This is a genomic window from Enterobacter cloacae complex sp. ECL411, from assembly GCF_021869665.1.
GTDB lineage: Bacteria > Pseudomonadota > Gammaproteobacteria > Enterobacterales > Enterobacteriaceae > Enterobacter > Enterobacter intestinihominis.
On record NZ_CP091486.1, the window covers coordinates 830,646 to 854,334 of the forward strand.

General features: G+C 55.7%; 21 protein-coding genes. 13 read left to right on the top strand and 8 right to left on the bottom strand.

All coding sequences use genetic code 11. The features are described 5' to 3' along the window. The first annotated feature begins 6 nt into the window (after nucleotides 1-6). The 3 genes from fhuC to fhuB are packed head-to-tail and all read left to right on the top strand — an operon-like array spanning nucleotide 7 to nucleotide 3,673. Nucleotides 7-804: a Fe3+-hydroxamate ABC transporter ATP-binding protein FhuC gene (gene fhuC, locus L3069_RS03935; protein WP_022647093.1), complete on the top strand. Its 798-nt coding sequence runs from the start codon at nucleotides 7-9 to the stop codon at nucleotides 802-804. After that, nucleotides 804-1,694 carry a Fe(3+)-hydroxamate ABC transporter substrate-binding protein FhuD gene (fhuD, locus tag L3069_RS03940; RefSeq protein WP_023299359.1) on the top strand — a complete coding sequence of 297 codons (891 nt, stop codon included), beginning with the start codon at nucleotides 804-806 and terminating at the stop codon, nucleotides 1,692-1,694. The genes fhuC and fhuD overlap by 1 nt, the downstream gene beginning before the upstream one ends. After that, entirely contained in the window at nucleotides 1,691-3,673 is a 1,983-nt protein-coding gene (fhuB, locus tag L3069_RS03945; protein WP_032625558.1) for a Fe(3+)-hydroxamate ABC transporter permease FhuB, read from the top strand. The genes fhuD and fhuB overlap by 4 nt, the downstream gene beginning before the upstream one ends. A gap of 94 nt (nucleotides 3,674-3,767) precedes the next feature. Here fhuB and hemL read toward each other — a convergent pair whose 3' ends face one another. Beyond that, the gene (hemL, locus tag L3069_RS03950) at nucleotides 3,768-5,048 is read right to left on the bottom strand and encodes a glutamate-1-semialdehyde 2,1-aminomutase (RefSeq protein WP_038415373.1); all 1,281 of its coding nucleotides are present in this window, start codon (nucleotides 5,046-5,048) and stop codon (nucleotides 3,768-3,770) included. 177 nt (nucleotides 5,049-5,225) lie between these two features. On the opposite strand from hemL, the gene clcA reads away from it, so the two are divergent. Both clcA and erpA read left to right on the top strand, forming a co-directional pair. Next, complete coding sequence (gene clcA, locus L3069_RS03955; RefSeq protein WP_038415375.1) at nucleotides 5,226-6,626, top strand: H(+)/Cl(-) exchange transporter ClcA; 1,401 nt, start codon at nucleotides 5,226-5,228, stop codon at nucleotides 6,624-6,626. An 85-nt stretch (nucleotides 6,627-6,711) separates the two neighbouring features. Continuing rightward, a complete protein-coding gene (gene erpA / locus L3069_RS03960) occupies nucleotides 6,712-7,056 on the top strand; it encodes an iron-sulfur cluster insertion protein ErpA (protein ID WP_003856230.1) in 345 nt (114 codons plus the stop codon). 57 nt (nucleotides 7,057-7,113) lie between these two features. Here the strand turns inward: erpA and L3069_RS03965 are convergent, their stop codons facing one another. The 3 genes from L3069_RS03965 to mtnN are packed head-to-tail and all read right to left on the bottom strand — an operon-like array spanning nucleotide 7,114 to nucleotide 9,261. Further along, nucleotides 7,114-7,737 carry a TRIC cation channel family protein gene (locus tag L3069_RS03965; RefSeq protein WP_003856227.1) on the bottom strand — a complete coding sequence of 208 codons (624 nt, stop codon included), beginning with the start codon at nucleotides 7,735-7,737 and terminating at the stop codon, nucleotides 7,114-7,116. Nucleotides 7,738-7,760: 23 nt separating this feature from the next. Further along, on the bottom strand, nucleotides 7,761-8,570 hold the full coding sequence (gene btuF / locus L3069_RS03970; RefSeq protein ID WP_023299362.1) for a vitamin B12 ABC transporter substrate-binding protein BtuF: 810 nt from the start codon (nucleotides 8,568-8,570) through the stop codon (nucleotides 7,761-7,763). After that, nucleotides 8,563-9,261, bottom strand: coding sequence for a 5'-methylthioadenosine/S-adenosylhomocysteine nucleosidase (mtnN, locus tag L3069_RS03975; RefSeq protein ID WP_003856223.1), 699 nt, complete (start codon nucleotides 9,259-9,261; stop codon nucleotides 8,563-8,565). The genes btuF and mtnN overlap by 8 nt, the downstream gene beginning before the upstream one ends. A gap of 82 nt (nucleotides 9,262-9,343) precedes the next feature. On the opposite strand from mtnN, the gene dgt reads away from it, so the two are divergent. The 3 genes from dgt (at nucleotide 9,344) to L3069_RS03990 (ending at nucleotide 13,728) form a co-directional block, all read left to right on the top strand. Then, complete coding sequence (gene dgt, locus L3069_RS03980; protein WP_023299363.1) at nucleotides 9,344-10,858, top strand: dGTPase; 1,515 nt, start codon at nucleotides 9,344-9,346, stop codon at nucleotides 10,856-10,858. A 132-nt stretch (nucleotides 10,859-10,990) separates the two neighbouring features. Further along, on the top strand, nucleotides 10,991-12,424 hold the full coding sequence (gene degP, locus L3069_RS03985) for a serine endoprotease DegP (protein ID WP_022647101.1): 1,434 nt from the start codon (nucleotides 10,991-10,993) through the stop codon (nucleotides 12,422-12,424). A 146-nt stretch (nucleotides 12,425-12,570) separates the two neighbouring features. Next, entirely contained in the window at nucleotides 12,571-13,728 is a 1,158-nt protein-coding gene (locus L3069_RS03990) for a CdaR family transcriptional regulator (protein ID WP_003856217.1), read from the top strand. An 89-nt stretch (nucleotides 13,729-13,817) separates the two neighbouring features. On the opposite strand, the gene L3069_RS03995 is transcribed toward L3069_RS03990, so the two are convergent. The 4 genes from L3069_RS03995 to map all read right to left on the bottom strand — a co-directional run bounded on the left by L3069_RS03995 (nucleotide 13,818) and on the right by map (nucleotide 18,708). Next, complete coding sequence (locus tag L3069_RS03995) at nucleotides 13,818-14,207, bottom strand: DUF3461 family protein (protein ID WP_022647102.1); 390 nt, start codon at nucleotides 14,205-14,207, stop codon at nucleotides 13,818-13,820. A gap of 111 nt (nucleotides 14,208-14,318) precedes the next feature. Beyond that, on the bottom strand, nucleotides 14,319-15,143 hold the full coding sequence (dapD, locus tag L3069_RS04000) for a 2,3,4,5-tetrahydropyridine-2,6-dicarboxylate N-succinyltransferase (protein ID WP_023299365.1): 825 nt from the start codon (nucleotides 15,141-15,143) through the stop codon (nucleotides 14,319-14,321). Nucleotides 15,144-15,175: 32 nt separating this feature from the next. Further along, the gene (glnD, locus tag L3069_RS04005; protein ID WP_032676702.1) at nucleotides 15,176-17,851 is read right to left on the bottom strand and encodes a bifunctional uridylyltransferase/uridylyl-removing protein GlnD; all 2,676 of its coding nucleotides are present in this window, start codon (nucleotides 17,849-17,851) and stop codon (nucleotides 15,176-15,178) included. Nucleotides 17,852-17,913: 62 nt separating this feature from the next. Continuing rightward, nucleotides 17,914-18,708, bottom strand: a complete 795-nt coding sequence (map, locus tag L3069_RS04010; RefSeq protein WP_022647104.1) for a type I methionyl aminopeptidase — start codon at nucleotides 18,706-18,708, stop codon at nucleotides 17,914-17,916. A gap of 321 nt (nucleotides 18,709-19,029) precedes the next feature. Between map and rpsB the strand changes: the two genes are divergently transcribed. From rpsB to ispC, 5 genes are all read left to right on the top strand, one after another. Beyond that, on the top strand, nucleotides 19,030-19,755 hold the full coding sequence (rpsB, locus tag L3069_RS04015; RefSeq protein ID WP_022647105.1) for a 30S ribosomal protein S2: 726 nt from the start codon (nucleotides 19,030-19,032) through the stop codon (nucleotides 19,753-19,755). 117 nt (nucleotides 19,756-19,872) lie between these two features. After that, nucleotides 19,873-20,724, top strand: a complete 852-nt coding sequence (tsf, locus tag L3069_RS04020; RefSeq protein WP_015572722.1) for a translation elongation factor Ts — start codon at nucleotides 19,873-19,875, stop codon at nucleotides 20,722-20,724. 149 nt (nucleotides 20,725-20,873) lie between these two features. Beyond that, nucleotides 20,874-21,599 (top strand): UMP kinase, encoded by a 726-nt coding sequence (gene pyrH / locus L3069_RS04025; protein WP_008501910.1) that lies wholly within the window; start codon nucleotides 20,874-20,876, stop codon nucleotides 21,597-21,599. A gap of 167 nt (nucleotides 21,600-21,766) precedes the next feature. Next, nucleotides 21,767-22,324: a ribosome recycling factor gene (gene frr / locus L3069_RS04030; RefSeq protein WP_003856180.1), complete on the top strand. Its 558-nt coding sequence runs from the start codon at nucleotides 21,767-21,769 to the stop codon at nucleotides 22,322-22,324. A 92-nt stretch (nucleotides 22,325-22,416) separates the two neighbouring features. Next, nucleotides 22,417-23,616, top strand: a complete 1,200-nt coding sequence (ispC, locus tag L3069_RS04035) for a 1-deoxy-D-xylulose-5-phosphate reductoisomerase (protein WP_023299367.1) — start codon at nucleotides 22,417-22,419, stop codon at nucleotides 23,614-23,616. Nucleotides 23,617-23,689: the final 73 nt, after the last annotated feature.

Below are 23,689 nucleotides of genomic sequence, written 5' to 3' on the forward strand. Positions count from 1 at the left end.
GCTGACATGCAGGATACTAAAACGCAATCCGATTCCACCTTCACGCTCAACAATCTCTCCTTTCGCGTACCCGGGCGCACCTTGCTGCATCCGCTCTCTTTGACGTTTCCCGCAGGTAAAGTGACCGGTTTAATCGGGCACAATGGTTCCGGTAAATCGACGCTGCTGAAGATGCTGGGCCGTCATCAGCCGCCGTCCGAGGGCGACATTCTGCTGGATGACCAGCCGCTGGCGAGCTGGAGCAGTAAGGCCTTTGCCCGCAAGGTGGCCTATCTGCCGCAGCAGTTGCCGCAGGCGGAGGGGATGACGGTGCGCGAGCTGGTGGCGATTGGACGTTATCCGTGGCACGGTGCGCTCGGGCGTTTTGGCGTTGCTGACAGAGAGAAAGTGGAAGAGGCGATCGCGCTGGTTGGGTTAAAACCGCTGGCGCACCGTCTGGTGGATAGCCTGTCCGGTGGCGAGCGTCAGCGCGCATGGATCGCGATGCTGGTAGCGCAGGACAGCCGCTGCCTGCTGCTCGACGAACCCACTTCAGCGCTGGATATTGCTCATCAGGTTGACGTCCTGGCGCTGGTGCATCGCTTAAGCCAGCAGCGCGGCCTGACTGTGATTGCCGTTCTGCATGATATCAACATGGCGGCACGCTACTGCGACTATCTGGTAGCGCTGCGCGGCGGTGAAATGATCGCTCAGGGTACGCCTGCCGAACTGATGCGCAGCGAAACGCTGGAACATATCTACGGTATTCCTATGGGCATTCTGCCTCACCCGGCCGGGGCTGCACCCGTGAGCTTTGTCTACTGATGCTGGATCCAACATTAATTAGCCGCCGTCGCCTGCTGACGGCCATGGCACTCTCACCGCTGCTGTTAAAGATGGGCCCGGCCCGCGCTGCCGCAGTCGATCCGCACCGCATCGTGGCGCTGGAGTGGTTGCCCGTCGAACTGATGATGGCGCTGGGCGTGACGCCTTACGGCGTGGCCGATATTCCCAACTACACCCTGTGGGTGAATGAGCCAAAACTGCCGGACTCCGTCATCGACATCGGTCTGCGTACGGAGCCGAACCTCGAGCTTCTCACCCAGATGAAACCGTCTTATTTATTCTGGTCTGCGGGGTATGGCCCGTCGGAAGAGACCATGGCGAAGATTGCGCCCGGACGGGGCTTTTCCTTTAGCGACGGTAAAAAGCCGCTGACCATGGCAAAAAATTCCATCCACGAGATGGCGCAGTTCCTCAACCGTGAGGCTGAGGCGAAAAAACATCTCAATGAATTTGATGCGCTGATTGATTCCCTTAAGCCGCGCTTTGCCCACCGTGGCGATCGGCCTTTGCTGATGGTGACCCTGCTGGATGCCCGCCATATGCTGGTCTTTGGAAATAACTGTCTGTTCCAGGAAGTGCTCGACAGCTTTGGCATTCGCAATGCCTGGGAAGGCGAGATGACGTTCTGGGGCAGTACCGCCGTGGGGATTGACCGTCTGGCGGCGTTTCGTGATGTGGACGTGCTGTGCTTTGACCACGGCAATGAGCGCGAAATGCAAACCCTGATGGCGACTCCGCTCTGGCAGGCAATGCCGTTCGTCCGCGAGCAGCGCTTCCTGCGCGCGCCAGCGGTATGGTTCTACGGCGCGACGCTGTCGGCCATGCATTTTGCCCGCGTGCTGGACAATGCACTGGGAGGCAAGGCATGAGCACGCGTATGGCCCGTTTCCCGATGTTACTGTTAGCGCTCATTTTTCTGGCTGCCCTGGCATTAACCGGCTTTAACCTGACCACGGCGTTACCGCGCGATCAGTGGGCAGCCGCGTTTGCCGCACCGGATATCGACAATATTCAGCAAATGCTGTTCCACTACAGCCTGCTGCCGCGTCTGGCTATCTCCCTGCTGGTCGGGGCGGGACTGGGACTGGTGGGCGTACTGTTTCAGCAGGTGCTACGTAACCCGCTGGCGGAGCCAACCACGCTGGGCGTGGCGACGGGGGCTCAGCTGGGGATCACCATCACCACGCTCTGGACCCTGCCGGGAGCGTTAACCTCGCAGTTTGCCGCGCTGGCAGGCGCATGCGTGGTCGGTGCGCTGGTCTTTGGCGTAGCCTGGGGAAAACGTCTCTCACCGGTCACGCTGATCCTCGCGGGGCTGGTCGTCAGCCTCTACTGTGGGGCGATCAACCAGCTGCTGGTGCTGTTTCACCACGACCAGCTGCAAAGCATGTTTATGTGGAGTACCGGCACGCTCACCCAGACCGACTGGAGTATCGTCCAGCGCCTGTGGCCGCAGCTGTTTGGCGGCGTGGTGCTGACGCTGCTGCTGCTGCGTCCGCTCACGCTGATGGGCCTCGATGACGGCGTGGCGCGCAATCTCGGGCTGGCGCTGTCGCTGGCCCGTCTGGCGGCCCTGACCCTGGCGATTGTGCTGAGCGCGTTACTGGTTAACGCCGTCGGCATCATCGGTTTTATCGGCCTGTTTGCGCCATTGCTGGCAAAAATGCTCGGCGCGCGCCGTCTGCTGGCGCGTCTGATGCTGGCGCCGCTGATTGGTGCGCTGATCCTCTGGCTTTCCGATCAGCTCATTCTCTGGCTGGCGCGCGTCTGGATGGAAGTTTCCACGGGCTCGGTGACGGCCCTGATCGGCGCGCCGCTGCTGCTGTGGCTGCTGCCGCGCCTGCGCAGCATTAGCGCTCCGGCGATGGATGCCGGCGATAAAGTGCATGCCGAGCGTCAGTCGGTGGTGTGGTTCAGCCTTGCCGGGCTGGCAGTGCTGGTTATCGCCTCGTTTGCCGCACTCTCGCTGGGACGCGACGCCACGGGCTGGCACTGGGCAACGGGGGATTTGCTGCATGAACTCATGCAGTGGCGCTGGCCGCGGATTTTCTCCGCGCTGATTGCGGGCGTCATGCTGGCGGTGGCGGGCTGTATTATCCAGCGTCTCACCGGCAACCCGATGGCAAGCCCGGAAGTATTAGGGATCAGCTCCGGGGCCGCGTTTGGCGTAGTGTTGATGTTGTTCCTCGTACCGGGAAATGCGTTCGGCTGGCTGATGCCTGCCGGGAGTATCGGTGCGGCAGTCACGCTGATGATTATCCTGATCGCCTCCGGGCGAGGTGGTTTCTCACCTCACCGCATGCTGCTGGCCGGGATGGCGCTCAGCACCGCGTTTACTATGCTGCTGATGATGTTGCAGGCGAGCGGCGATCCGCGCATGGCGCAGATCCTGACATGGATTTCCGGTTCAACATACAACGCCACCGGCAGTCAGGTGGTGCATACCGGGATTGTGATGATCGTGCTGCTGGCGATTGTGCCGCTGTGCCGCCGCTGGATGACCATTCTGCCGCTGGGTGGGGATACCGCCCGCGCGGTCGGGGTGGCGCTGACGCCAACGCGCATTGCGCTGTTGCTGCTGGCCGCGTGCCTGACGGCGACGGCCACCATGACTATCGGCCCGCTCAGTTTTGTCGGATTAATGGCGCCGCATATCGCCCGTATGATGGGTTTCCGCAGGACTTTGCCGCATATCGTGATCTCTGCGCTGACGGGCGGGGCGATCCTGGTCTTTGCTGACTGGTGCGGAAGGATGGTGCTGTTCCCGTATCAGATCCCGGCGGGCCTCCTGTCGACCTTTATCGGCGCGCCTTACTTTATTTATCTGTTGAGAAAGCAGAGTCGGTAATAAAAGTAAACGGCAATCCTTAGATTGCCGTTTCAGTGTTTGCTCCCTCTCCCTGTGGGCTGAGGGTTGGGGTGAGGGCATCAAGCCGCACATTTTACAGCTTCGCAAATACCTTACGCGCTGCGTCGATGGTGTTATTGATATCTTCTTCGCTGTGCGCCACGGACATAAAGCCCGCTTCAAACGCTGACGGGGCAAGATACACGCCTTCTCCCAGCATCAGGTGGAAGAAGCGTTTGAAGCGTTCCACGTCGCATTTCACCACGTCCTGATAGCAGGTCACGGTTTTCGCATCGGTGAAGAAAATCCCGAACATCCCGCCCACGTGGTTCACCACCAGTGGAATACCCGCATCTTCTGCGGCTTCCAGCAAACCGTTTGCCAGTTGCGTCGTCCGGTCCGTCAAGGTTTCGTGGATACCCGGCTGCGCCACTTCGGTCAGACAGGCAAAGCCCGCCGCCATCGCAATCGGGTTACCGGAGAGCGTACCCGCCTGGTAAACCGGACCGGTTGGCGCCAGCACGTCCATGACGTCCTTACGGCCGCCAAACGCGCCGACAGGCATGCCGCCGCCAATGATTTTGCCGAGGCAGGTCAGATCCGGCTCCACGCCATAATAAGACTGGGCACCCGCCAGCGCCACGCGGAAGCCGGTCATCACTTCGTCGATGATCAGCAGCGCGCCGAACTCATCGCACAGGGCGCGCAGGCCCGGCAGGAAGTCAGGCTGCGGTGGGATACAGTTCATGTTGCCCGCAACTGGCTCAACGATGATGCAGGCGATCTCCTGCGGATACTGCTCGAACGCGGCGCGAACGGTGCTCAGGTCGTTATAGGTGCAGGTCAACGTGTGTTTCGCGAAATCAGCCGGCACCCCCGGAGAGTTTGGCTGGCCGAGGGTCAGCGCGCCGGAACCGGCTTTCACCAGCAGACAGTCGGCATGGCCGTGATAACAACCTTCGAACTTGATGATCTTGTCACGGCCGGTAAAACCGCGCGCCAGACGGATAGCGCTCATGGTCGCTTCGGTACCGGAGTTCACCATACGCACCATGTCCATCGTTGGCACCAGTTCGGTGACCAACTCCGCCATTTTGACTTCCATCTCGGTTGGCGCACCGAAGCTCAGGCCGCGCTGAGCGGCTTCAATCACCGCGTTGCGGATCGCCGGGTGGTTATGCCCCAGTACCATCGGACCCCAGGAACCGACGTAATCGACATAGGCTTTACCATCCACATCATACAGATATGCGCCATCCGCACGTTCGATAAACAGCGGGGTGCCACCCACGCCGGTAAAGGCGCGCACGGGTGAGTTTACGCCGCCTGGGATTAGCTCGCGGGCTGCGCTGTAGAGGTTTTCAGACTTGCTCATGGCGTCGTTCCTGGTTCGTAGAAATGAGTTAAGGCAACTATTCTAAGTGATTCGGAAGAGGTTATAAAATTTTTGCCCCATAGAAGGCTTAACAATTGTTAAGTATTTTTCAGGGGACGAGGGGATTGTCTCTGGTAGAATCCCTGCGGCCTTTTGTATGACGAAACAGAACAGGTAATGAACGAGAACACGCCTTCTTTTGAACAACAACAGTTTACGCGCGCGAAGCACCGGGTCAGTATCCGGCGGCTGCTCAACCGTGACAAAACCCCGTTAGCCATTCTGGTGGCAGCCGCCGTTGTGGGCACGCTGGCCGGGCTGGTAGGCGTCGCGTTTGAGAAAGCCGTCAATGCGGTGCTCAACTGGCGCATAGGTACCGTCGCCAGCTTCGCGGATCGTGAATGGCTGGTCTGGGTGTGGGCCTTTGGCCTTTCGGCCCTGTTTGCCATGGTGGGCTATTTTCTGGTGCGTAAATTCGCACCTGAAGCAGGTGGCTCGGGGATCCCTGAAATTGAGGGGGCGCTGGAAGAGCTACGCCCGGTTCGCTGGTGGCGCGTGCTTCCTGTGAAATTTATCGGCGGGATGGGAACGCTCGGAGCGGGCATGGTGCTCGGTCGGGAAGGACCAACGGTACAGCTGGGCGGTAACGTCGGGCGCATGGTCGGCGATCTGTTCCGTATGCGCAGCGCCGAAGCGCGCCATACGCTGCTGGCAACGGGGGCGGCGGCCGGGCTGTCTGCCGCGTTTAACGCGCCGCTGGCGGGTATCCTGTTTATCATTGAAGAGATGCGCGCCCAGTTCCGCTACAACCTGATCTCCATTAAAGCGGTGTTTACCGGCGTGATTATGTCGAGCATTGTCTTTCGCGTCTTTAACGGCGAAGGGGCGGTGATTGAAGTTGGCAAGCTAACCAATGCGCCGGTCAATACTTTGTGGCTGTATCTGATTCTTGGGATGATTTTTGGCGTCGTTGGCCCGCTTTTTAACACCCTGATTTTACGGGTGCAGGATATGTTTCAGCGCATCCATGGCGGAAATACCACGAAATGGGTGCTGGTGGGGGGCCTGCTTGGGGGCGTGTGCGGGATCCTCGGTTTTATCGAACCGAATGCGGCGGGCGGCGGTTTCGGTCTGATTCCCATTGCCGCGGCGGGGAATTTCAGCGTAGGCCTGCTGCTGTTTATGTTTATTTCACGCGTCATCACCACGGTATTGTGCTTCTCCTCTGGTGCCCCGGGCGGCATTTTCGCCCCGATGCTGGCGCTGGGGACGCTGCTGGGTACGGCGTTCGGGATGGCGGCGGCGGCAGGCTTCCCGGCCTACCATCTGGATGCGGGGACGTTTGCGGTTGCGGGAATGGGGGCGCTGCTGGCGGCCTCCCTGCGTGCGCCGCTGACCGGGATCGTGCTGGTGCTGGAAATGACCGACAATTACCAGCTCATTTTGCCAATGATCATTACCTGCCTCGGCGCGACACTATTAGCCCAATTCCTGGGTGGAAAACCGCTATACTCCACCATTCTTGCCCGTACCCTGGCGAAACAGGAAGCTGAACAGGCCCTGAAGCAGAATACTTGAATGAATTACCAGGGTATTAGATAATGACAAAAAGAATTGGGTGATTTTTACCCAATAGCAGTCGCAGTATTCATGGGAGCATAAGATGAGTGATGACGTAGCGTTGCCGCTGGAATTTACCGAAGCAGCAGCGAAAAAAGTGAAAACCCTGATTGCCGACGAGGACAATCCGGATCTGAAACTGCGTGTTTATATTACCGGCGGCGGCTGTAGTGGCTTCCAGTATGGTTTTACCTTTGACGACCAGGTTAACGATGGTGATATGACTATCGAGAAACAGGGCGTCGCGCTGGTGGTTGATCCGATGAGCCTGCAATATCTGGTGGGCGGTTCAGTGGACTACACTGAAGGTCTGGAAGGTTCGCGCTTTGTGGTGACTAACCCGAATGCGACCAGCACCTGCGGGTGTGGTTCTTCATTCAGTATTTAACCTGAATGCAAATTGTAGGCCCGGTAAGCGAAGCGCCACCGGGCTTATAAACGACACCTATCTTGAATTTTCATCCAGTGCAAACGTCGGCAGCTTCAGGTGCCAGCGTATCGCCGCTAAACGGATCACCAGCGTTACCACCATCCCCAGCATCGCCGCGTTTTCCAGCGGGACAGCAAAGGTATAATACGCCGTGGCGTGAACAATCCCCCCGATGATACAGGCCGTCGCGTAGATTTCCGTTCGCAGGATCATCGGGACTTCTCGCGCCAGAATGTCGCGAATAATCCCTCCGCCCACGCCGGTCAACACGCCCATACAGATCGCCACCAGCGGGCCAGTCCCGGCAATAAAGGCTTTATTCACGCCTATTCCCACAAAGACCGCCAGACCGACGGCATCCAGCACTGGCAATATCCATTTTGGTAGTCTGCGAGGCTGACGAACCAGCACGATGGTTAACAGGCAGGTGACCATCGCCACCACCAGATCCGTTGGATCTTTTACCCAGAATACCGGGCCGTTTGCCAGCGCCATATCGCGAATCGTTCCGCCGCCTACCGCCGTAACGACGCCGAGCACCAGTACGCCAAAAGGATCCATGCGTAGTTTTCCGGCAAGCAAAACGCCGGAGATCGCAAAAACGGCTGTGCCAAGAATATCCAGCCAATACACGAGCATCGTTAAATCCTCGAATAGGGTATTTATCTGTTTGAGTGACTCTCTGCCAGTTCGGCGCAGAGTTGTTTTGCGGCGAGGATAATACGCGGGCTGGCGCGTTCAAACCAGTCGCTGTTGAGTGCGATGACCGGAATTTTAAGCTGCCGATGCCAGAATTGTTCTATTTTAGGAATCTCGCTCGCATTTCCGACCACCACAATGGCCTGCGGTTGTCGCGCCAGAACCTGCTCACGGCTGACCTGCGGCCAGGGGACCCGGCTTTCGGCAAAGATATTTTCACCTCCACAGATCTCAAGCACCTGGTTCTGGATCGAGCCTTTCCCGGTAGTGAACAGCGGCTGGCTGCCAAATTGCAGAAAAACGCGTTGTTTCGGTTGCGTGCCGTATCGGGTTTTAAGCGCAGCATAGTCGTTGAGCATCTGCTGTGCAGCGTGTTCGGCGCGTTGGGGGGTAGGGCTGAAGGGCGCGAGGTCACGGAGGGTTTGCGCCACCTGTTCGATGCTCACCGCATCTACCCATTTTACCGTTATTCCCAGCGAAGAGAGCTGGTTCACCTGTCGTTCGGCATTACCACCGCGCCAGGCAAGAACCAGATCGGGCTTCAGCGCCACGATGCGTTCCAGGTTCATTCCCTGCCAGGTGGCAACCTGTTCGAGATGGGCGGCCTGCGGTGGATAATCGGAAAAGCTGCTCACCGCAACGGGCGTAATCCCGGCGGCAAACGCCAGTTCCGTATTGGCAGGGGAGAGTGTGATCACCCGCGGCGCGGCGATGAGCCAGGCCGGGGCGAGCAGAAGCAGGGCGACCAGCGCCCTGAATGACACCTTACCCACGCGCCAGTTTCTGCACCAGGGTTTCCACCATCACGGTGGACTGTTTGGCCGCAACGGCCAGGAACTCGTCGAAGCTGATGTGGGACTGCTGGTCCGCCACGTCAGAGATCGCGCGAACAACCACGAACGGCACGCTGAAGTTATGGCACACGTGCGCAATGGCCGTGGCTTCCATCTCAACGGCCACAGCCTGCGGGAAGTTATGACGGATTTTCGCCAGACCAACAGAGCCGTTGATAAAGGCATCGCCGCTGACGATCAGGCCACGCACCGCATTGAGGTTCAGCTCGTTAATGCAGCTTTCAGCGGCGGCAATCAGCTTATCATCCGCTTTAAACCCGGCCGGGCAGCCCGGAAGCTGACCATATTCGTAGCCGAATGCGGTGACATCTGCGTCGTGGTAACGCGCTTCGTCGGAAACCACGATATCGCCCACTTTCAGCGTCGGCGCCAGACCGCCCGCCGAACCTGTATTAATGATAACGTCAGGCTTGCAGCGCTCAAGCAGCAGGGTCGCGCCCAGTGCCGCTGCAACTTTACCGATGCCTGATTTCAGCAGAGCCACGTCAACGCCGTTCAGCTGGCCGGTGTAGATCTCACAGCCACCAAGGGAGAGGGTCTGACGGTTCTCAATTTTGTCACGCAGCAGCGTAACTTCTTCTTCCATTGCACCAATAATGCCGATTTTCATAGATTTACTCGCGATGTGCCTTGTTAAGATGCATAGTCTATCATGCGGTTAAGGGGAAACGCATTCTCACGCGGGGGAGCACATGGCACCAATCGATTTTCGCACCAAAATTAACTGGCACCGACGTTTCCGTTCGCCGCAGGGCGATAAGAGCGAACATGAGATCCTGCGCATTTTTGAAAGCGATCGCGGACGCATCATCAATTCGCCCGCCATCCGCCGGTTACAGCAAAAAACCCAGGTGTTCCCGCTGGAGCGTAACGCCGCGGTGCGTACGCGGTTAACGCACTCCATGGAAGTGCAGCAGGTGGGGCGCTACATTGCAAAAGAGATCCTCAGCCGTCTTAAAGAGCAACGTCTGCTGGAAACCTACGGGCTGGATGAACTGACCGGGCCGTTCGAAAGCATCGTTGAGATGGCCTGCCTGATGCACGATATCGGCAATCCTCCCTTTGGTCATTTCGGCGAGGCCGCCATCAATGACTGGTTTAAACAGCGGCTTTTTCCCTCTGACGCCATAAGCCAGCCGCTCAGCGATGACCGCTGTGTGGTACGCGATTTACGCCTGCGTGAGGGCGAAGATAGCCTGAACGATCTGCGCCGCAAGGTGCGTCAGGATCTGTGTCATTTCGAAGGTAACGCGCAGGGGATCCGTCTGGTGCACTCCCTGATGCGCATGAATCTGACCTGGGCGCAGGTGGGCTGTATTCTTAAATACACGCGTCCCGCGTGGTGGATGGGGGAAACGCCTGCCACCCATAGCTACCTGATGAAAAAACCGGGCTATTACCTGTCGGAAGAAGCGTACATTGAACGGTTGCGTAAAGAACTTTCGCTAACGCCGAATGGCCGTTTTCCATTGACGTGGATTATGGAAGCGGCTGATGACATTTCTTATTGCGTGGCCGATCTGGAAGACGCAGTGGAAAAAAGAATATTCAGCGTCGAGGAGCTGTATCAGCATCTTCACGATGCCTGGGGAGAGCATGAAAAAGGTTCTCTGTTTGCACAGGTCGTCGAGAATGCCTGGGATAAATCGCGTTCAAATTCGCTGAGCCGCAGTACCGAAGATCAGTTCTTTATGTATTTGCGGGTCAATACGCTGAATAAACTGGTGCCGTATGCGGCCGCCCGTTTCATTGATAATTTGCCGATGATATTTAGCGGGGAATTTAATCACGCCCTGCTAGAAGATGAGAGCAGTTTTAGTCAGCTGCTTGAATTATATAAAAACGTGGCTGTTCGCCATGTTTTCAGCCACCCGGATGTCGAACAGCTGGAGCTGCAAGGATACCGGGTTATCAGCGGTTTGCTGGAAATTTATGGCCCGCTGCTCCAGCTGACGGTCGATGAGTTTTGCGAGCTGGTCGAAAATGAACGTGTTCGCCGCCTGCCGATTGAATCTCGTCTCTATCAGAAGCTTTCAACCCGTCACCGGCTGGCATACATTGAGGCCGTCAGTAAAATAGATCGTCATTCTTCCCAATGGCCAGTCATGGAATATTATTATCGCTGTCGTCTTATCCAGGACTATATCAGCGGGATGACAGATTTGTATGCCTGGGATGAATACCGCAAGCTTATGGCCGTTGAATAAGCCATGAGTTTTGTAAAGACGACCAATAAATTTTTACTTTTTCCATAAACTTAATCCCGGAACTAAGCGGTATAAAACGAATCTGAGTTACACAGCAATTTTGCGTTATCTGGTAAATCGAGATTGAGAAACATGAAAAAAACCACATTAGCAATGAGTGCACTGGCTCTGAGTTTAGGTTTAGCGTTGTCCCCTCTGGCGACGGCGGCCGAGACAGCTTCCTCGGCAGCGACTGCACAGCAGATGCCAAGCCTGGCCCCGATGCTCGAAAAAGTGATGCCATCGGTGGTGAGTATTAACGTTGAGGGCAGCACAACCGTCAATACGCCGCGTATGCCGCGTAATTTCCAGCAGTTCTTCGGCGACAATTCGCCATTCTGCCAGGACGGTTCGCCATTCCAGAGCTCCCCGTTCTGTCAGGGCGGCGGCGCAGGGGATGACGGTCAGGGCGGCGGCCAGCAGCAGAAATTCATGGCACTCGGCTCGGGCGTTATTATTGATGCAGCGAAAGGCTACGTGGTGACCAATAACCACGTGGTAGATAATGCTAACACCATTAAGGTTCAGATGAGCGATGGCCGTAAATTCGATGCCAAAGTGGTCGGTAAAGACCCGCGCTCCGATATCGCACTGATTCAAATTCAGGATCCGAAGAACCTGACGGCGATTAAGCTTGCCGACTCTGACGCGCTGCGCGTGGGTGACTACACTGTCGCCATCGGTAACCCGTTTGGTCTGGGCGAAACCGTGACCTCGGGTATCGTCTCCGCGCTGGGACGTAGCGGCCTGAATGCGGAAAACTATGAAAACTTCATCCAGACGGATGCGGCCATTAACCGCGGTAACTCCGGCGGTGCGCTGGTTAACCTGAACGGTGAACTGATCGGTATCAACACCGCTATCCTGGCACCGGACGGTGGCAACATCGGTATCGGCTTTGCTATCCCGAGCAACATGGTGAAAAACCTGACTGCGCAGATGGTGCAATATGGACAGGTGAAACGCGGTGAGCTGGGTATCATGGGGACCGAGCTGAACTCCGAGCTGGCGAAAGCGATGAAAGTGGACGCTCAGCGCGGCGCATTCGTGAGCCAGGTCATGCCGAACTCTTCAGCGGCGAAAGCCGGCATTAAAGCGGGTGACGTGATCACCTCTCTGAACGGTAAACCGATCAGCAGCTTTGCCGCCCTGCGTGCGGAAGTGGGTTCTATGCCAATCGGCAGTAAAGTGACCCTCGGCCTGCTGCGTGAAGGTAAGCCAGTTAACGTGAGCCTGGAACTGCAACAGAGCAGTCAGAATCAGGTGGATTCCAGCACCATCTTCAGCGGTATTGAAGGTGCTGAGATGAGCAACAAAGGGGCAGATAAAGGCGTGGTGGTGAACAACGTGAAAGCGAACTCACCTGCTGCCCGTATCGGCCTGAAAAAAGGTGATGTGATCATGGGCGCTAACCAGCAGCCGGTGAAAAACATCGCTGAACTGCGCAAAATTCTCGACAGCAAGCCGTCCGTGCTGGCACTGAATATTCAGCGTGGTGATACCTCTATTTATCTCCTGATGCAGTAATCTTCTTAAGCCCCTGTTCGCAGGGGCTTTCTCTTTTCTGTGACCTTTCCCACAACTCCATACATCTCTCTCTGCCTTTGGGCATCTGCACAATGCAGCCTTAGCTGAACTTCCCTATGCTTGAGCTCTGCTCACGGGAGGGTTATATGGCTGGCTGGCATCTTGATACCAAAATGGCGCAGGATATCGTGGCGCGCACCATGCGAATCATCGATACCAATATCAACGTAATGGACGCCCGAGGGCGCATTATCGGCAGCGGCGATCGTGAGCGTATTGGTGAATTGCACGAAGGGGCGTTGCTGGTGCTCTCTCAGGGGCGCGTGGTCGACATTGATGACGCCGTGGCGAAACATCTGCACGGGGTCCGTCAGGGGATCAACCTGCCGCTGCGTCTGGAAGGAGAGATTGTTGGCGTTATCGGTCTGACCGGCGATCCTGAATCGCTGCGTAAATACGGCGAGCTGGTCTGCATGACGGCGGAGATGATGCTGGAGCAGTCGCGTCTGATGCACCTGCTCGCCCAGGACAGCCGCCTGCGTGAAGAGCTGGTGATGAATTTGATCCAGGCGGAGGAGCACACGCCTGCCCTGAGCGAGTGGGCGCAGCGTCTGGGTATCGACCTGAATCAGCCGCGCGTGGTCGCCGTGATTGAGGTGGATAGCGGCCAGCTTGGCGTGGATAGCGCCATGGTGGAGCTACAGCAGCTGCAAAATATGCTGGCGACGCCGGAGCGTAACAACCTGGTGGCAATCGTCTCTTTGACGGAAATGGTGGTGCTCAAGCCTGCGCTTAATCAGTTTGGCCGCTGGGACGCGGAAGATCATCGTCGCCGCGTTGAGCTGCTCATCGAGCGCATGAAGGAGAACGGACAGCTCCGTTTTCGCGTCGCGCTGGGAAATTACTTTACCGGGCCGGGAAGTATCGCCCGTTCATGGCGAACGGCGCGCACTACCATGATGGTGGGTAAACAGCGCATGCCGGAGAGCCGCAGTTATTTCTATCAGGATCTGATGCTGCCGGTCCTGCTCGACAGTTTGCGCGGTGGCTGGCAGGCCAACGAGCTGGCGCGCCCGCTGGTGCGTCTGAAAGCGATGGACAACAACGGGCTGCTGCGCCGTACGTTGCAGGCGTGGTTCCGGCATAACGTGCAGCCGCTGGCAACGTCAAAAGCGCTGTTTATTCACCGTAATACGCTGGAGTATAGGCTAAACCGGATCTCGGAACTGACGGGGCTGGATTTAGGGAATTTTGACGACCGGCTACTGCTGTATGTGGCGTTGCAGCTGGATGAACAAAGATGATGCTTTTTGCCGGGTGGCGGCTTCGCCTTACCCGGCCTACATGCGTTCGTAGGCCCGGTAAGCGAAGCGCCACCGGGCAATAAAACGGCTCATTTGTTACGCGTCAATTTCTCAAGATCAGCTTCAATTTCGCTGATCTTATGGGTAACAACACTTTCCAGGTGACGCAGGTCGTCAAGGATCTTACGTTTCAGATCGACTTCGCTGCGATCGCGCTGGCAGATTTGATCGAGTTCGTCGATAACGTAGCGCAGGTTAGGGCTGATTTCCTGTACTTCTTTATATCCCTGACCGATACCGTCAGCGACAACGGTCTTACGCTGGCGTGGGTATTTAAATTTCACGCTTTTGGCGAAGAACTCTCCTTTGTCCTTGTGAAAATAGATTTTCAAAATATCGTTATTGGCTTCCTGGCGGAGACTATAACGATCAATTTCATCAGGATTGGTAATGCCCAGACTTTTCAGATTATCGTACATAGCGGTACCCTTGATCTCAACATAACCTATGAATAATTAACGAAAAAATCTATTTTCGCCACCTTCGGATATAAAAAAAGCGGGGTTGCCCCCGCTTTTTGTTATACCCGATTAATCGATGGTGCGCAGCAGTTCATTGATGCCCACTTTACCGCGCGTTTTCGCATCCACTTTTTTCACGATGACCGCGCAGTACAGGCTGTATTTGCCATCTTTAGACGGCAGGTTGCCGGAAACCACAACGGAACCGGCTGGAACGCGGCCGTAGTGAATTTCACCGGTTTCGCGATCGTAAATACGGGTGCTCTGGCCAATGTACACGCCCATGGAGATCACAGAACCTTCTTCGACGATCACGCCTTCAACCACTTCGGAACGTGCGCCGATGAAGCAGTTGTCTTCGATGATGGTTGGGTTAGCCTGAAGTGGCTCCAGAACGCCACCAATGCCGACGCCGCCGGACAGGTGAACATTTTTACCGATCTGCGCGCAGGAGCCGACGGTAGCCCAGGTGTCCACCATGGTGCCTTCGTCAACGTAGGCGCCGATGTTCACGTAGGATGGCATCAGCACGGTGTTGCGTGCGATGTATGCACCCTGACGAACGGCTGCCGGTGGTACTACGCGGAAGCCCTCTTTCTGGAAGCGCGCTTCGTCGTAATCCGCAAATTTCATTGGCACTTTATCGAAGTAGCGGCTTTCTGCTCCGTCGATAACCTGGTTATCGTTGATACGGAAAGAGAGCAGCACAGCTTTCTTCAGCCATTGATGAGTAACCCACTGACCGTCGATTTTTTCTGCCACGCGCAGCGCGCCGGAATCCAGCAGGGAAATAACCTGGTTTACCGCTTCACGGGTCACGGTATCCACATTTGCCGGAGTGATGTCGGCGCGACGCTCAAAAGCGGACTCAATAACGTTCTGTAACTGCTGCATTGTTTACTCTTTCCATTTCACTAAAAAACACGTCACCCTTTATCGTTTGGATTGAGGGCTGCTGTCAACCGTTGTTGCACTTCAAGTTGCAGGTCATTATTAAGGGCACGCCGGTCGGCCGTCGCGATTATAAATAAATCTTCTACTCGTTCGCCAATGGTTGTAATTCGGGCGCCGTGAAGCGAAATTCCCAGATCGGCAAAAACCTGGCCGACGCGGGCGAGCAGCCCTGGCTGGTCGAGCGCAATCAGCTCAAGGAACGATTTACGGTCGGTATGGGTCGGCAGGAAATTGACCTCGGTATCGACGGTAAAGTGGCGCAGTTTTGCTGGCTGACGTCGCGGCTGCGGAGGTTGCCAGCTGCGCTGCGTAATCGCCTGCTCGAGGCCAAAGCGTATCCCCTCATGCCTGTCCGACGACAGCGGGCTGCCATCCGGCTCCAGTACAATAAAGGTGTCCATCGCCATGCCGTCGCGGGTGGTAAAAATCTGCGCGTCGTGAACGCTCAGGTTACGCCTGTCCAGTTCGGCGCAGACCGCCGCAAACAAATAAGGCCGGTCCGGGCTCCAGATAAAGATCTCCGTTCCGCCACGCGTGGCCTGCGGGCTGAGCAGAATCATTGGTTTCGTCAGGTCGTGCTTCAGCAGATGCCGGGCGTGCCAGGCAAGCTGGTTTGGGCTGTGGCGCACAAAGTAGTTGGCGCGACAGCGCGCCCAAATCTGATGTAGTGCCTCTTCGTTAATGTTATCCATGCGCAACAGGGCAAGCGCCTGCAACTGGTGGTGGCGCACGCGCTCGCGCATATCCGGGGTGTTCTGCATCCCGCGACGCAGCTGTTTTTCGGTGGCGAAGTACAGTTCGCGCAGCAGGCTCTGCTTCCAGCTGTTCCACAGGGTTTCGTTGGTAGCGCAGATATCGGCTACCGTCAGGCAGACCAGGTAGCGCAGGCGGTTCTCCGTTTGCACTTCCTCGGCGAACTGCTTGATCACTTCCGGATCCTGAATATCACGACGCTGAGCGGTAACCGACATCAGCAGATGATGGCGAACCAGCCAGGCAATAAGCTGCGTCTCACGTGAGTTCAGGCCGTGCAGCTCGGCAAATTTCAGCACGTCCTGGGCACCGAGTACGGAGTGGTCGCCGCCGCGACCTTTGGCAATATCATGGAACAGGGCGGCGATCAGGATCAGTTCCGGGTGAGAGAGGCGTGGCCACAAATCAACGCACAGCGGATGGCGGGATCGCGTCTCTTCTCTGGCAAAACTTTCCAGCTTCAGCATGACGCGGATCGTGTGCTCATCCACCGTATAGGCGTGAAACAGGTCGAACTGCATCTGCCCGACAATATGCGACCACTGTGGCATATAGGCCCACAATACACTGTGTCGGTGCATCGGCAGCAGACCGCGGCTGACGGCGCCCGGATGACGAAGCATGCTCAGGAATAGCGAGCGCGCCTCCGGGATGTAACACAGCGGCTGCTTCAGATGACGCCGCGCATGGCGTAAATGGCGAAGGGTGGTGGAGTAGATCCCGGTGATCGTGCTGTTGCGCACCATGGTATAGAACATTCGCAGGATCGCTTCCGGTTCGCGGATGAACAGCGTTTCGTCGCGAAGATCGATCAGCGTGCCGCGCAGCTGAAATTCGTCATCAATCGGACGCGGTTTTTCGTCTGCCGTCAGCGCGAGGATCGCCTCATCGAACAGCTGTAGCAGCATCTGGTTCAGCTCAGAGACGCGGCGAGTGACGCGGAAGAAATCCTTCATCATTTGCTCGACCGGCTCGTTGCCCTCGCCCTGGTAATTCAGGCGCTGCGCCACGCTAAGCTGCCGGTCAAACAGCAGGCGGTTATCGTAGCGGGTGACCTCCAGGTGCAGCGCAAAACGGATGCGCCAGAGCAGATGCAGGCACTCGTTGAGTTCGTTACGTTCGGCTTCGGTCAGAAAACCAAAACCGACCATTTCGTCCAGCGAGGTGGCCCCAAAATGGCGACGGGCGACCCATTGCAGCGTGTGGATATCGCGCAGGCCACCGGGGCTGCTTTTAATATCCGGTTCGAGATTATAGCTGGTGCCGTGATAGCGCTGGTGGCGCTGGTTTTGTTCTTCGACTTTCGCGGCGAAGAATTTTTCTGAAGGCCAGAAGCCGTCGCTAAAGATGTGCTTTTGCAGTTCGAGGAACAGCGCCACGTCGCCAATCAGCAGGCGGGTTTCAATTAAATTGGTGGCGACGGTCAGGTCAGATAACCCTTCCAGCAGACACTCTTCCAGCGTGCGCACGCTGTGACCCACTTCCAGCTTCACGTCCCAGAGCAGGGTCAACAGCTCACCGATTTTCTGCGCCCGATCGTCCGGCAGTTTTTTACGGCTTAAGATTAGCAGGTCGATATCAGAGAGCGGATGCAGTTCACCCCGGCCATATCCGCCGACAGCAACCAGCGCGACGTCGCTCACCTGCCCGAAACCGTAGTCGATCCACAGACGTTGCAGGAGCTGGTCGATAAATTCGGTGCGCGCTTCAATGAGCTGTTCGGCTGAGACGCCTGCATCAAATGCGCTACCCAGCCAGCGATGGAAAACCGCCATATGGGATTTGATATGTGCGCAGGTCAGCTCATGCGGTGGCCAGACGCCCGGGTTATCAGGCTGGTCGGGGAGGGTGGGAAGTGCTGTGTTAGCATACTGTTCGGGTAAGAGATTACTCATCGTGCGCCACCCATAAGAAAAAGCTATCGCCATTAAAAAAGCCGGCATTCGCCGGCTTCTTATCACTCAATGTTCGTCAGTATCGCCGGGATGGTGTCATCCTTGCGCAACGTCATAATTTCGCAGCCGTTGTCTGTAACCACAATAGTATGCTCGTACTGGGCAGACAAGCTTCTGTCTTTGGTTTTTACCGTCCAGCCATCTTTCATGGTACGGATGCGGTAATCGCCCGCGTTGACCATTGGCTCAATAGTGAAGGTCATGCCCTTTTGCAGCACTACGCCACCGTCGTCTGCATCATAGTGCAGAACTTGCGGTTCTTCATGGAACACACGACCAATACCGTGACCGCAATATTCACGCACCACGGAGAAACCTTCCGCTTCCACAAACTTCTGGATTGCGGCGCCGATGGTGCGCAGGCGGATGCCTGGCTTCACCATTTTCAGCGCCAGGTAGAGGCTGTCCTGGGTGACTTTACACAGGCGCTCGCCCAGAATCGTTGGCTTGCCAACGATGAACATCTTAGAGGTGTCACCGTGGTAGTCGTCTTTAATGACGGTCACGTCGATGTTGACGATGTCGCCATCTTTCAGCAGCTTCTCGTCATCCGGAATGCCGTGGCAAACCACTTCATTAATAGAGATGCAGACGGATTTTGGAAAACCGTGATAGCCAAGGCAGGCGGAGACCGCGTGCTGCTCGTTGACGATATAGTCGTTACAGATGCGATCCAGTTCGCCGGTGCTGACGCCCGGTTTCACAAACGGTTCGATCATTTCAAGCACGTCAGCGGCCAGACGACCGGCGACGCGCATCTTTTCAATTTCTTCAGGTGTCTTAATAGAGATAGCCATGTAATCTGTCCATCGGTGTCGATTTTTTCGACAATACTAGTGTAAGTGTTGTCAATGGTATCAGTCAGGCGCACCCCGTGCCAAATTGAGAATCATTAACAGCACACTCCGCCAACAATTATTGGTTTCTGGCCGTGTTTTGTGATATAAAGCGCGCCGGACTTCCGATCCATCTCAGATACACAGGCTGGACGGGAGCGACAAATCTCACTTTGTGTAACAACACACACGTATCGGCACATATTCCGGGGTGCCCTTCGGGGTCGGTAATATGGGATACGTGGAGGCATAACCCCAACTTTCAATATAGAGGTTTTAAACATGGCAACTGTTTCCATGCGCGACATGCTCAAGGCTGGTGTTCACTTCGGTCACCAGACCCGTTACTGGAACCCGAAAATGAAGCCTTTCATCTTCGGCGCACGTAACAAAGTTCACATCATCAACCTTGAGAAGACTGTACCAATGTTCAACGAAGCCCTGGCTGAGCTGAGCAAGATCTCTTCCCGTAAAGGTAAGATTCTGTTCGTTGGTACTAAGCGCGCTGCAAGCGAAGCTGTGAAAGATGCTGCTAACAGCTGCGACCAGTTCTTCGTGAACCATCGCTGGTTGGGCGGCATGCTGACCAACTGGAAAACTGTTCGTCAGTCCATCAAGCGCCTGAAAGATCTGGAAACCCAGTCTCAGGACGGTACTTTCGATAAGCTGACTAAGAAAGAAGCGCTGATGCGCACTCGTGAACTGGACAAGCTGGAAAACAGCCTGGGCGGTATCAAAGATATGGGCGGCCTGCCAGACGCGCTGTTCGTAATCGATGCAGACCACGAGCACATCGCAATCAAAGAAGCTAACAACCTGGGTATCCCGGTATTCGCTATCGTTGATACCAACTCCGATCCGGACGGTGTTGACTTCGTTATCCCGGGTAACGACGACGCAATCCGTGCTGTTAGCCTGTACCTGAGCGCTGTAGCTGCTACCGTTCGTGAAGGCCGTTCCCAGGATCTGGCTTCTCAGGCGGAAGAAAGCTTCGTAGAAGCTGAATAATAAGGTTTTACCCCTTATTAGTACCGTGTATGAATAGGGGCCCATTATCGGCCCCTTTTTTCAATTTATACTGTTTGGCTCCCGGCCGGGCAGTTCACATCTCCCGAGGATTTAAGAATGGCTGAAATTACCGCATCCCTGGTAAAAGAGCTGCGTGAGCGTACTGGCGCAGGCATGATGGATTGCAAAAAAGCGCTGACCGAAGCGAACGGCGACATCGAGCTGGCAATCGAAAACATGCGTAAATCCGGTGCGATCAAAGCAGCTAAGAAAGCAGGCAACGTTGCTGCTGACGGCGTGATCATCACCAAAATCGACGGCAACTACGGCATCATTCTGGAAGTTAACTGCCAGACTGACTTCGTTGCTAAAGATGCTGGTTTCCAGGCATTTGCTAACAAAGTTCTGGACGCAGCGGTTGCAGGCAAAATCACTGACGTTGAAGTGCTGAAAGCACAGTTCGAAGAAGAGCGTGTTGCGCTGGTTGCTAAAATCGGTGAGAACATCAACATCCGTCGCGTATCTTCCCTGGAAGGCGATGTTCTGGGCTCTTACCAGCACGGCGCGCGTATCGGTGTTCTGGTTGCGGCTAAAGGCGCTGACGAAGAGCTGGTTAAACAGCTGGCAATGCACATCGCTGCAAGCAAACCAGAATTCGTTAAGCCAGAAGACGTGTCTGCTGAAGTGGTAGAGAAAGAGTACCAGGTTCAGCTGGACATCGCGATGCAGTCTGGTAAGCCAAAAGAAATCGCAGAGAAAATGGTTGAAGGCCGCATGAAGAAATTCACCGGCGAAGTTTCTCTGACTGGCCAGCCTTTCGTAATGGATCCAAGCAAGTCTGTTGCTCAGCTGCTGAAAGAGCACAACGCTGACGTGACTGGCTTCATCCGCTTCGAAGTGGGCGAAGGCATCGAGAAAGTTGAGACTGACTTCGCAGCAGAAGTTGCTGCCATGTCCAAGCAGTCTTAATGATTGAAAAGGAGCCGCCTGAGGGCGGCTTCTTTTTGTCACCCGTCTCACGAAATCAGACAGGCTCCAGTATCGCTGTGCTGATTTGCGACATATCATGTCGCCAGAATTAACCCCATCTTAATCGTTGACAGTCTCAGGAAAGAAACATGGCTACCAATGCAAAACCCGTGTACAAACGCATTCTGCTTAAGCTGAGTGGCGAAGCGCTGCAAGGATCGGAAGGCTTCGGTATTGACGCAAGCATCCTTGATCGCATGGCACAGGAAATCAAAGAACTGGTCGAACTGGGTATTCAGGTTGGCGTGGTCATTGGCGGTGGCAACCTTTTCCGTGGTGCTGGTCTGGCGAAAGCGGGGATGAACCGCGTAGTGGGCGACCACATGGGGATGCTGGCAACCGTGATGAATGGCCTGGCGATGCGTGATGCGCTTCATCGCGCCTATGTGAACGCTCGCCTGATGTCCGCTATTCCTTTGAATGGCGTATGCGATAACTACAGCTGGGCAGAGGCTATCAGCCTGCTGCGCAACAACCGCGTGGTGATCCTCTCCGCCGGTACGGGTAACCCGTTCTTTACCACCGATTCCGCAGCCTGCCTGCGCGGTATCGAAATCGAAGCCGATGTGGTGCTGAAAGCGACCAAAGTAGATGGCGTGTTTACTGCCGACCCGGCAAAAGATCCTTCCGCGACCATGTACGATCAGCTGAGCTACAGCGAAGTGCTGGATAAAGAGCTGAAAGTGATGGATCTTGCCGCCTTCACGCTTGCTCGCGACCATAAACTGCCGATCCGTGTTTTCAACATGAACAAGCCTGGCGCGCTGCGTCGCGTCGTGATGGGCGAAAAAGAAGGCACTTTGATCACGGAATAATTTCCGTCGGCGATAAATACAGGTAAGATTCCGCTTTACTTTGTAGTGGTATCTTACCTGGACGCGCCTTTGGCGCTGTCATGAATTAAACGCGACTATACTTAGCACACCTGTAGCGCTGTGCTGGCGGATAGTCTGCCTGAGACAAGTTTTCAAGGATTCGTATCGTGATTAACGACATCAGAAAAGATGCTGAAGTACGCATGGACAAATGCGTAGAAGCGTTCAAAAACCAAATCAGCAAAATCCGTACTGGCCGTGCTTCCCCAAGCCTGCTGGATGGCATCATCGTAGAATACTACGGTACGCCTACGCCACTGCGTCAGCTGGCGAGCGTGACGGTAGAAGATACCCGTACCCTGAAAATCAACGTGTTCGATCGCTCAATGAGCCCGGCCGTTGAAAAAGCGATCATGGCATCAGACCTGGGCCTGAACCCAAGCTCAGCGGGCGCGGATATTCGCGTTCCACTGCCTCCGCTGACGGAAGAGCGTCGTAAAGACCTGATCAAAGTCGTTCGCGGTGAAGCAGAGCAGGGTCGCGTTTCCGTGCGTAACGTGCGTCGCGATGCGAACGATAAAGTGAAAGCCCTGCTGAAAGAAAAAGAGATCAGCGAAGACGACGATCGTCGTTCTCAGGACGACATTCAGAAAATGACCGACGCGGCGATCAAGAAAATTGATGCGGCGCTGGCAGAAAAAGAAGCGGAACTGATGCAGTTCTGATTTTCGCTATACACTGATAAACGCCGTTCAGAAGGACATTGAGTCTTGCTGGCGGCGTTTTGCTTTTATCTGGTCTAACTTTTGGGCATCTCATGAAGCATCTCACTCTCCTCGGCTCGACCGGCTCTATCGGTTGCAGCACTCTCGACGTCGTACGTCATAATCCCGACAGCTACACCGTGACCGCACTTGTGGCCGGAAAAAACGTGCAGCGAATGGTCGAACAGTGCATGGAGTTTACCCCTCGTTTTGCGGTGATGGATGATGAAGAGAGCGCCCGCCAGGTGAAAGCGCTGTTGCAGGAGAAGGGCTGTCGTACCGAAGTGCTCAGCGGGCAACAGGCGGCTTGCGATATGGCCTCGCTTGATGAAGTTGATCAGGTAATGGCGGCAATCGTCGGGGCGGCGGGTCTTCTGCCGACGCTTGCCGCTATTGATGCGGGAAAAGATGTTCTGCTTGCAAATAAAGAGTCGCTGGTCACCTGCGGACGCCTTTTTATGGAGGCGGTAAAACAGCGTGGGGCGCGTCTTTTGCCGGTCGATAGCGAGCACAACGCGATTTTTCAGAGTTTACCCCAACCTTTTCAACAAAACCTGGGGTACGCTGACCTGGAGCAGAATGGCGTTGTGTCGATTCTGCTTACCGGGTCTGGTGGCCCGTTCCGTGAAACGCCACTGTCTGAATTGAGCGCAATGACGCCGGATCAGGCGTGTCGTCATCCGAATTGGTCAATGGGGCGTAAGATCTCCGTCGATTCGGCCACCATGATGAACAAAGGTCTGGAATACATTGAAGCTCGCTGGCTGTTCAATGCGTCGGCGAAACAGATGGAAGTGCTGATCCACCCGCAGTCGGTGATTCACTCGATGGTGCGCTATCAGGACGGCAGCGTGCTGGCCCAGTTGGGCGAGCCGGATATGCGTACGCCTATTGCTCATACGATGGCGTGGCCAAACCGCGTAAAATCGGGCGTTAAGCCTCTCGATTTTTGCAAGCTGAGTTCACTGACGTTTAGCGAGCCTGATTACGACCGTTATCCCTGCCTGAAACTGGCGATGACGGCCTTCGATCAGGGGCAGGCGGCGACAACGGCGCTTAATGCAGCCAATGAAGTGACCGTTGAAGCATTCCTGAATCAGCAGATCCGCTTTACTGATATCGCCGCGTTGAATTTATCCGTGCTGGAGATGATGGATTTGCGTGAGCCGCAGAGTGTGGAAGAGGTGCTGGCCGTGGATGAACAGGCACGTATTGTTGCGCGTAAACAGGTGACACGTCTCGCAAGCTGGTGATAAAGCAAGCACTAGTCGTCGTGCTATTTGTTAGCGTTGGGCTTCAGTGATATAGTCTGCGCCACCTGATCGC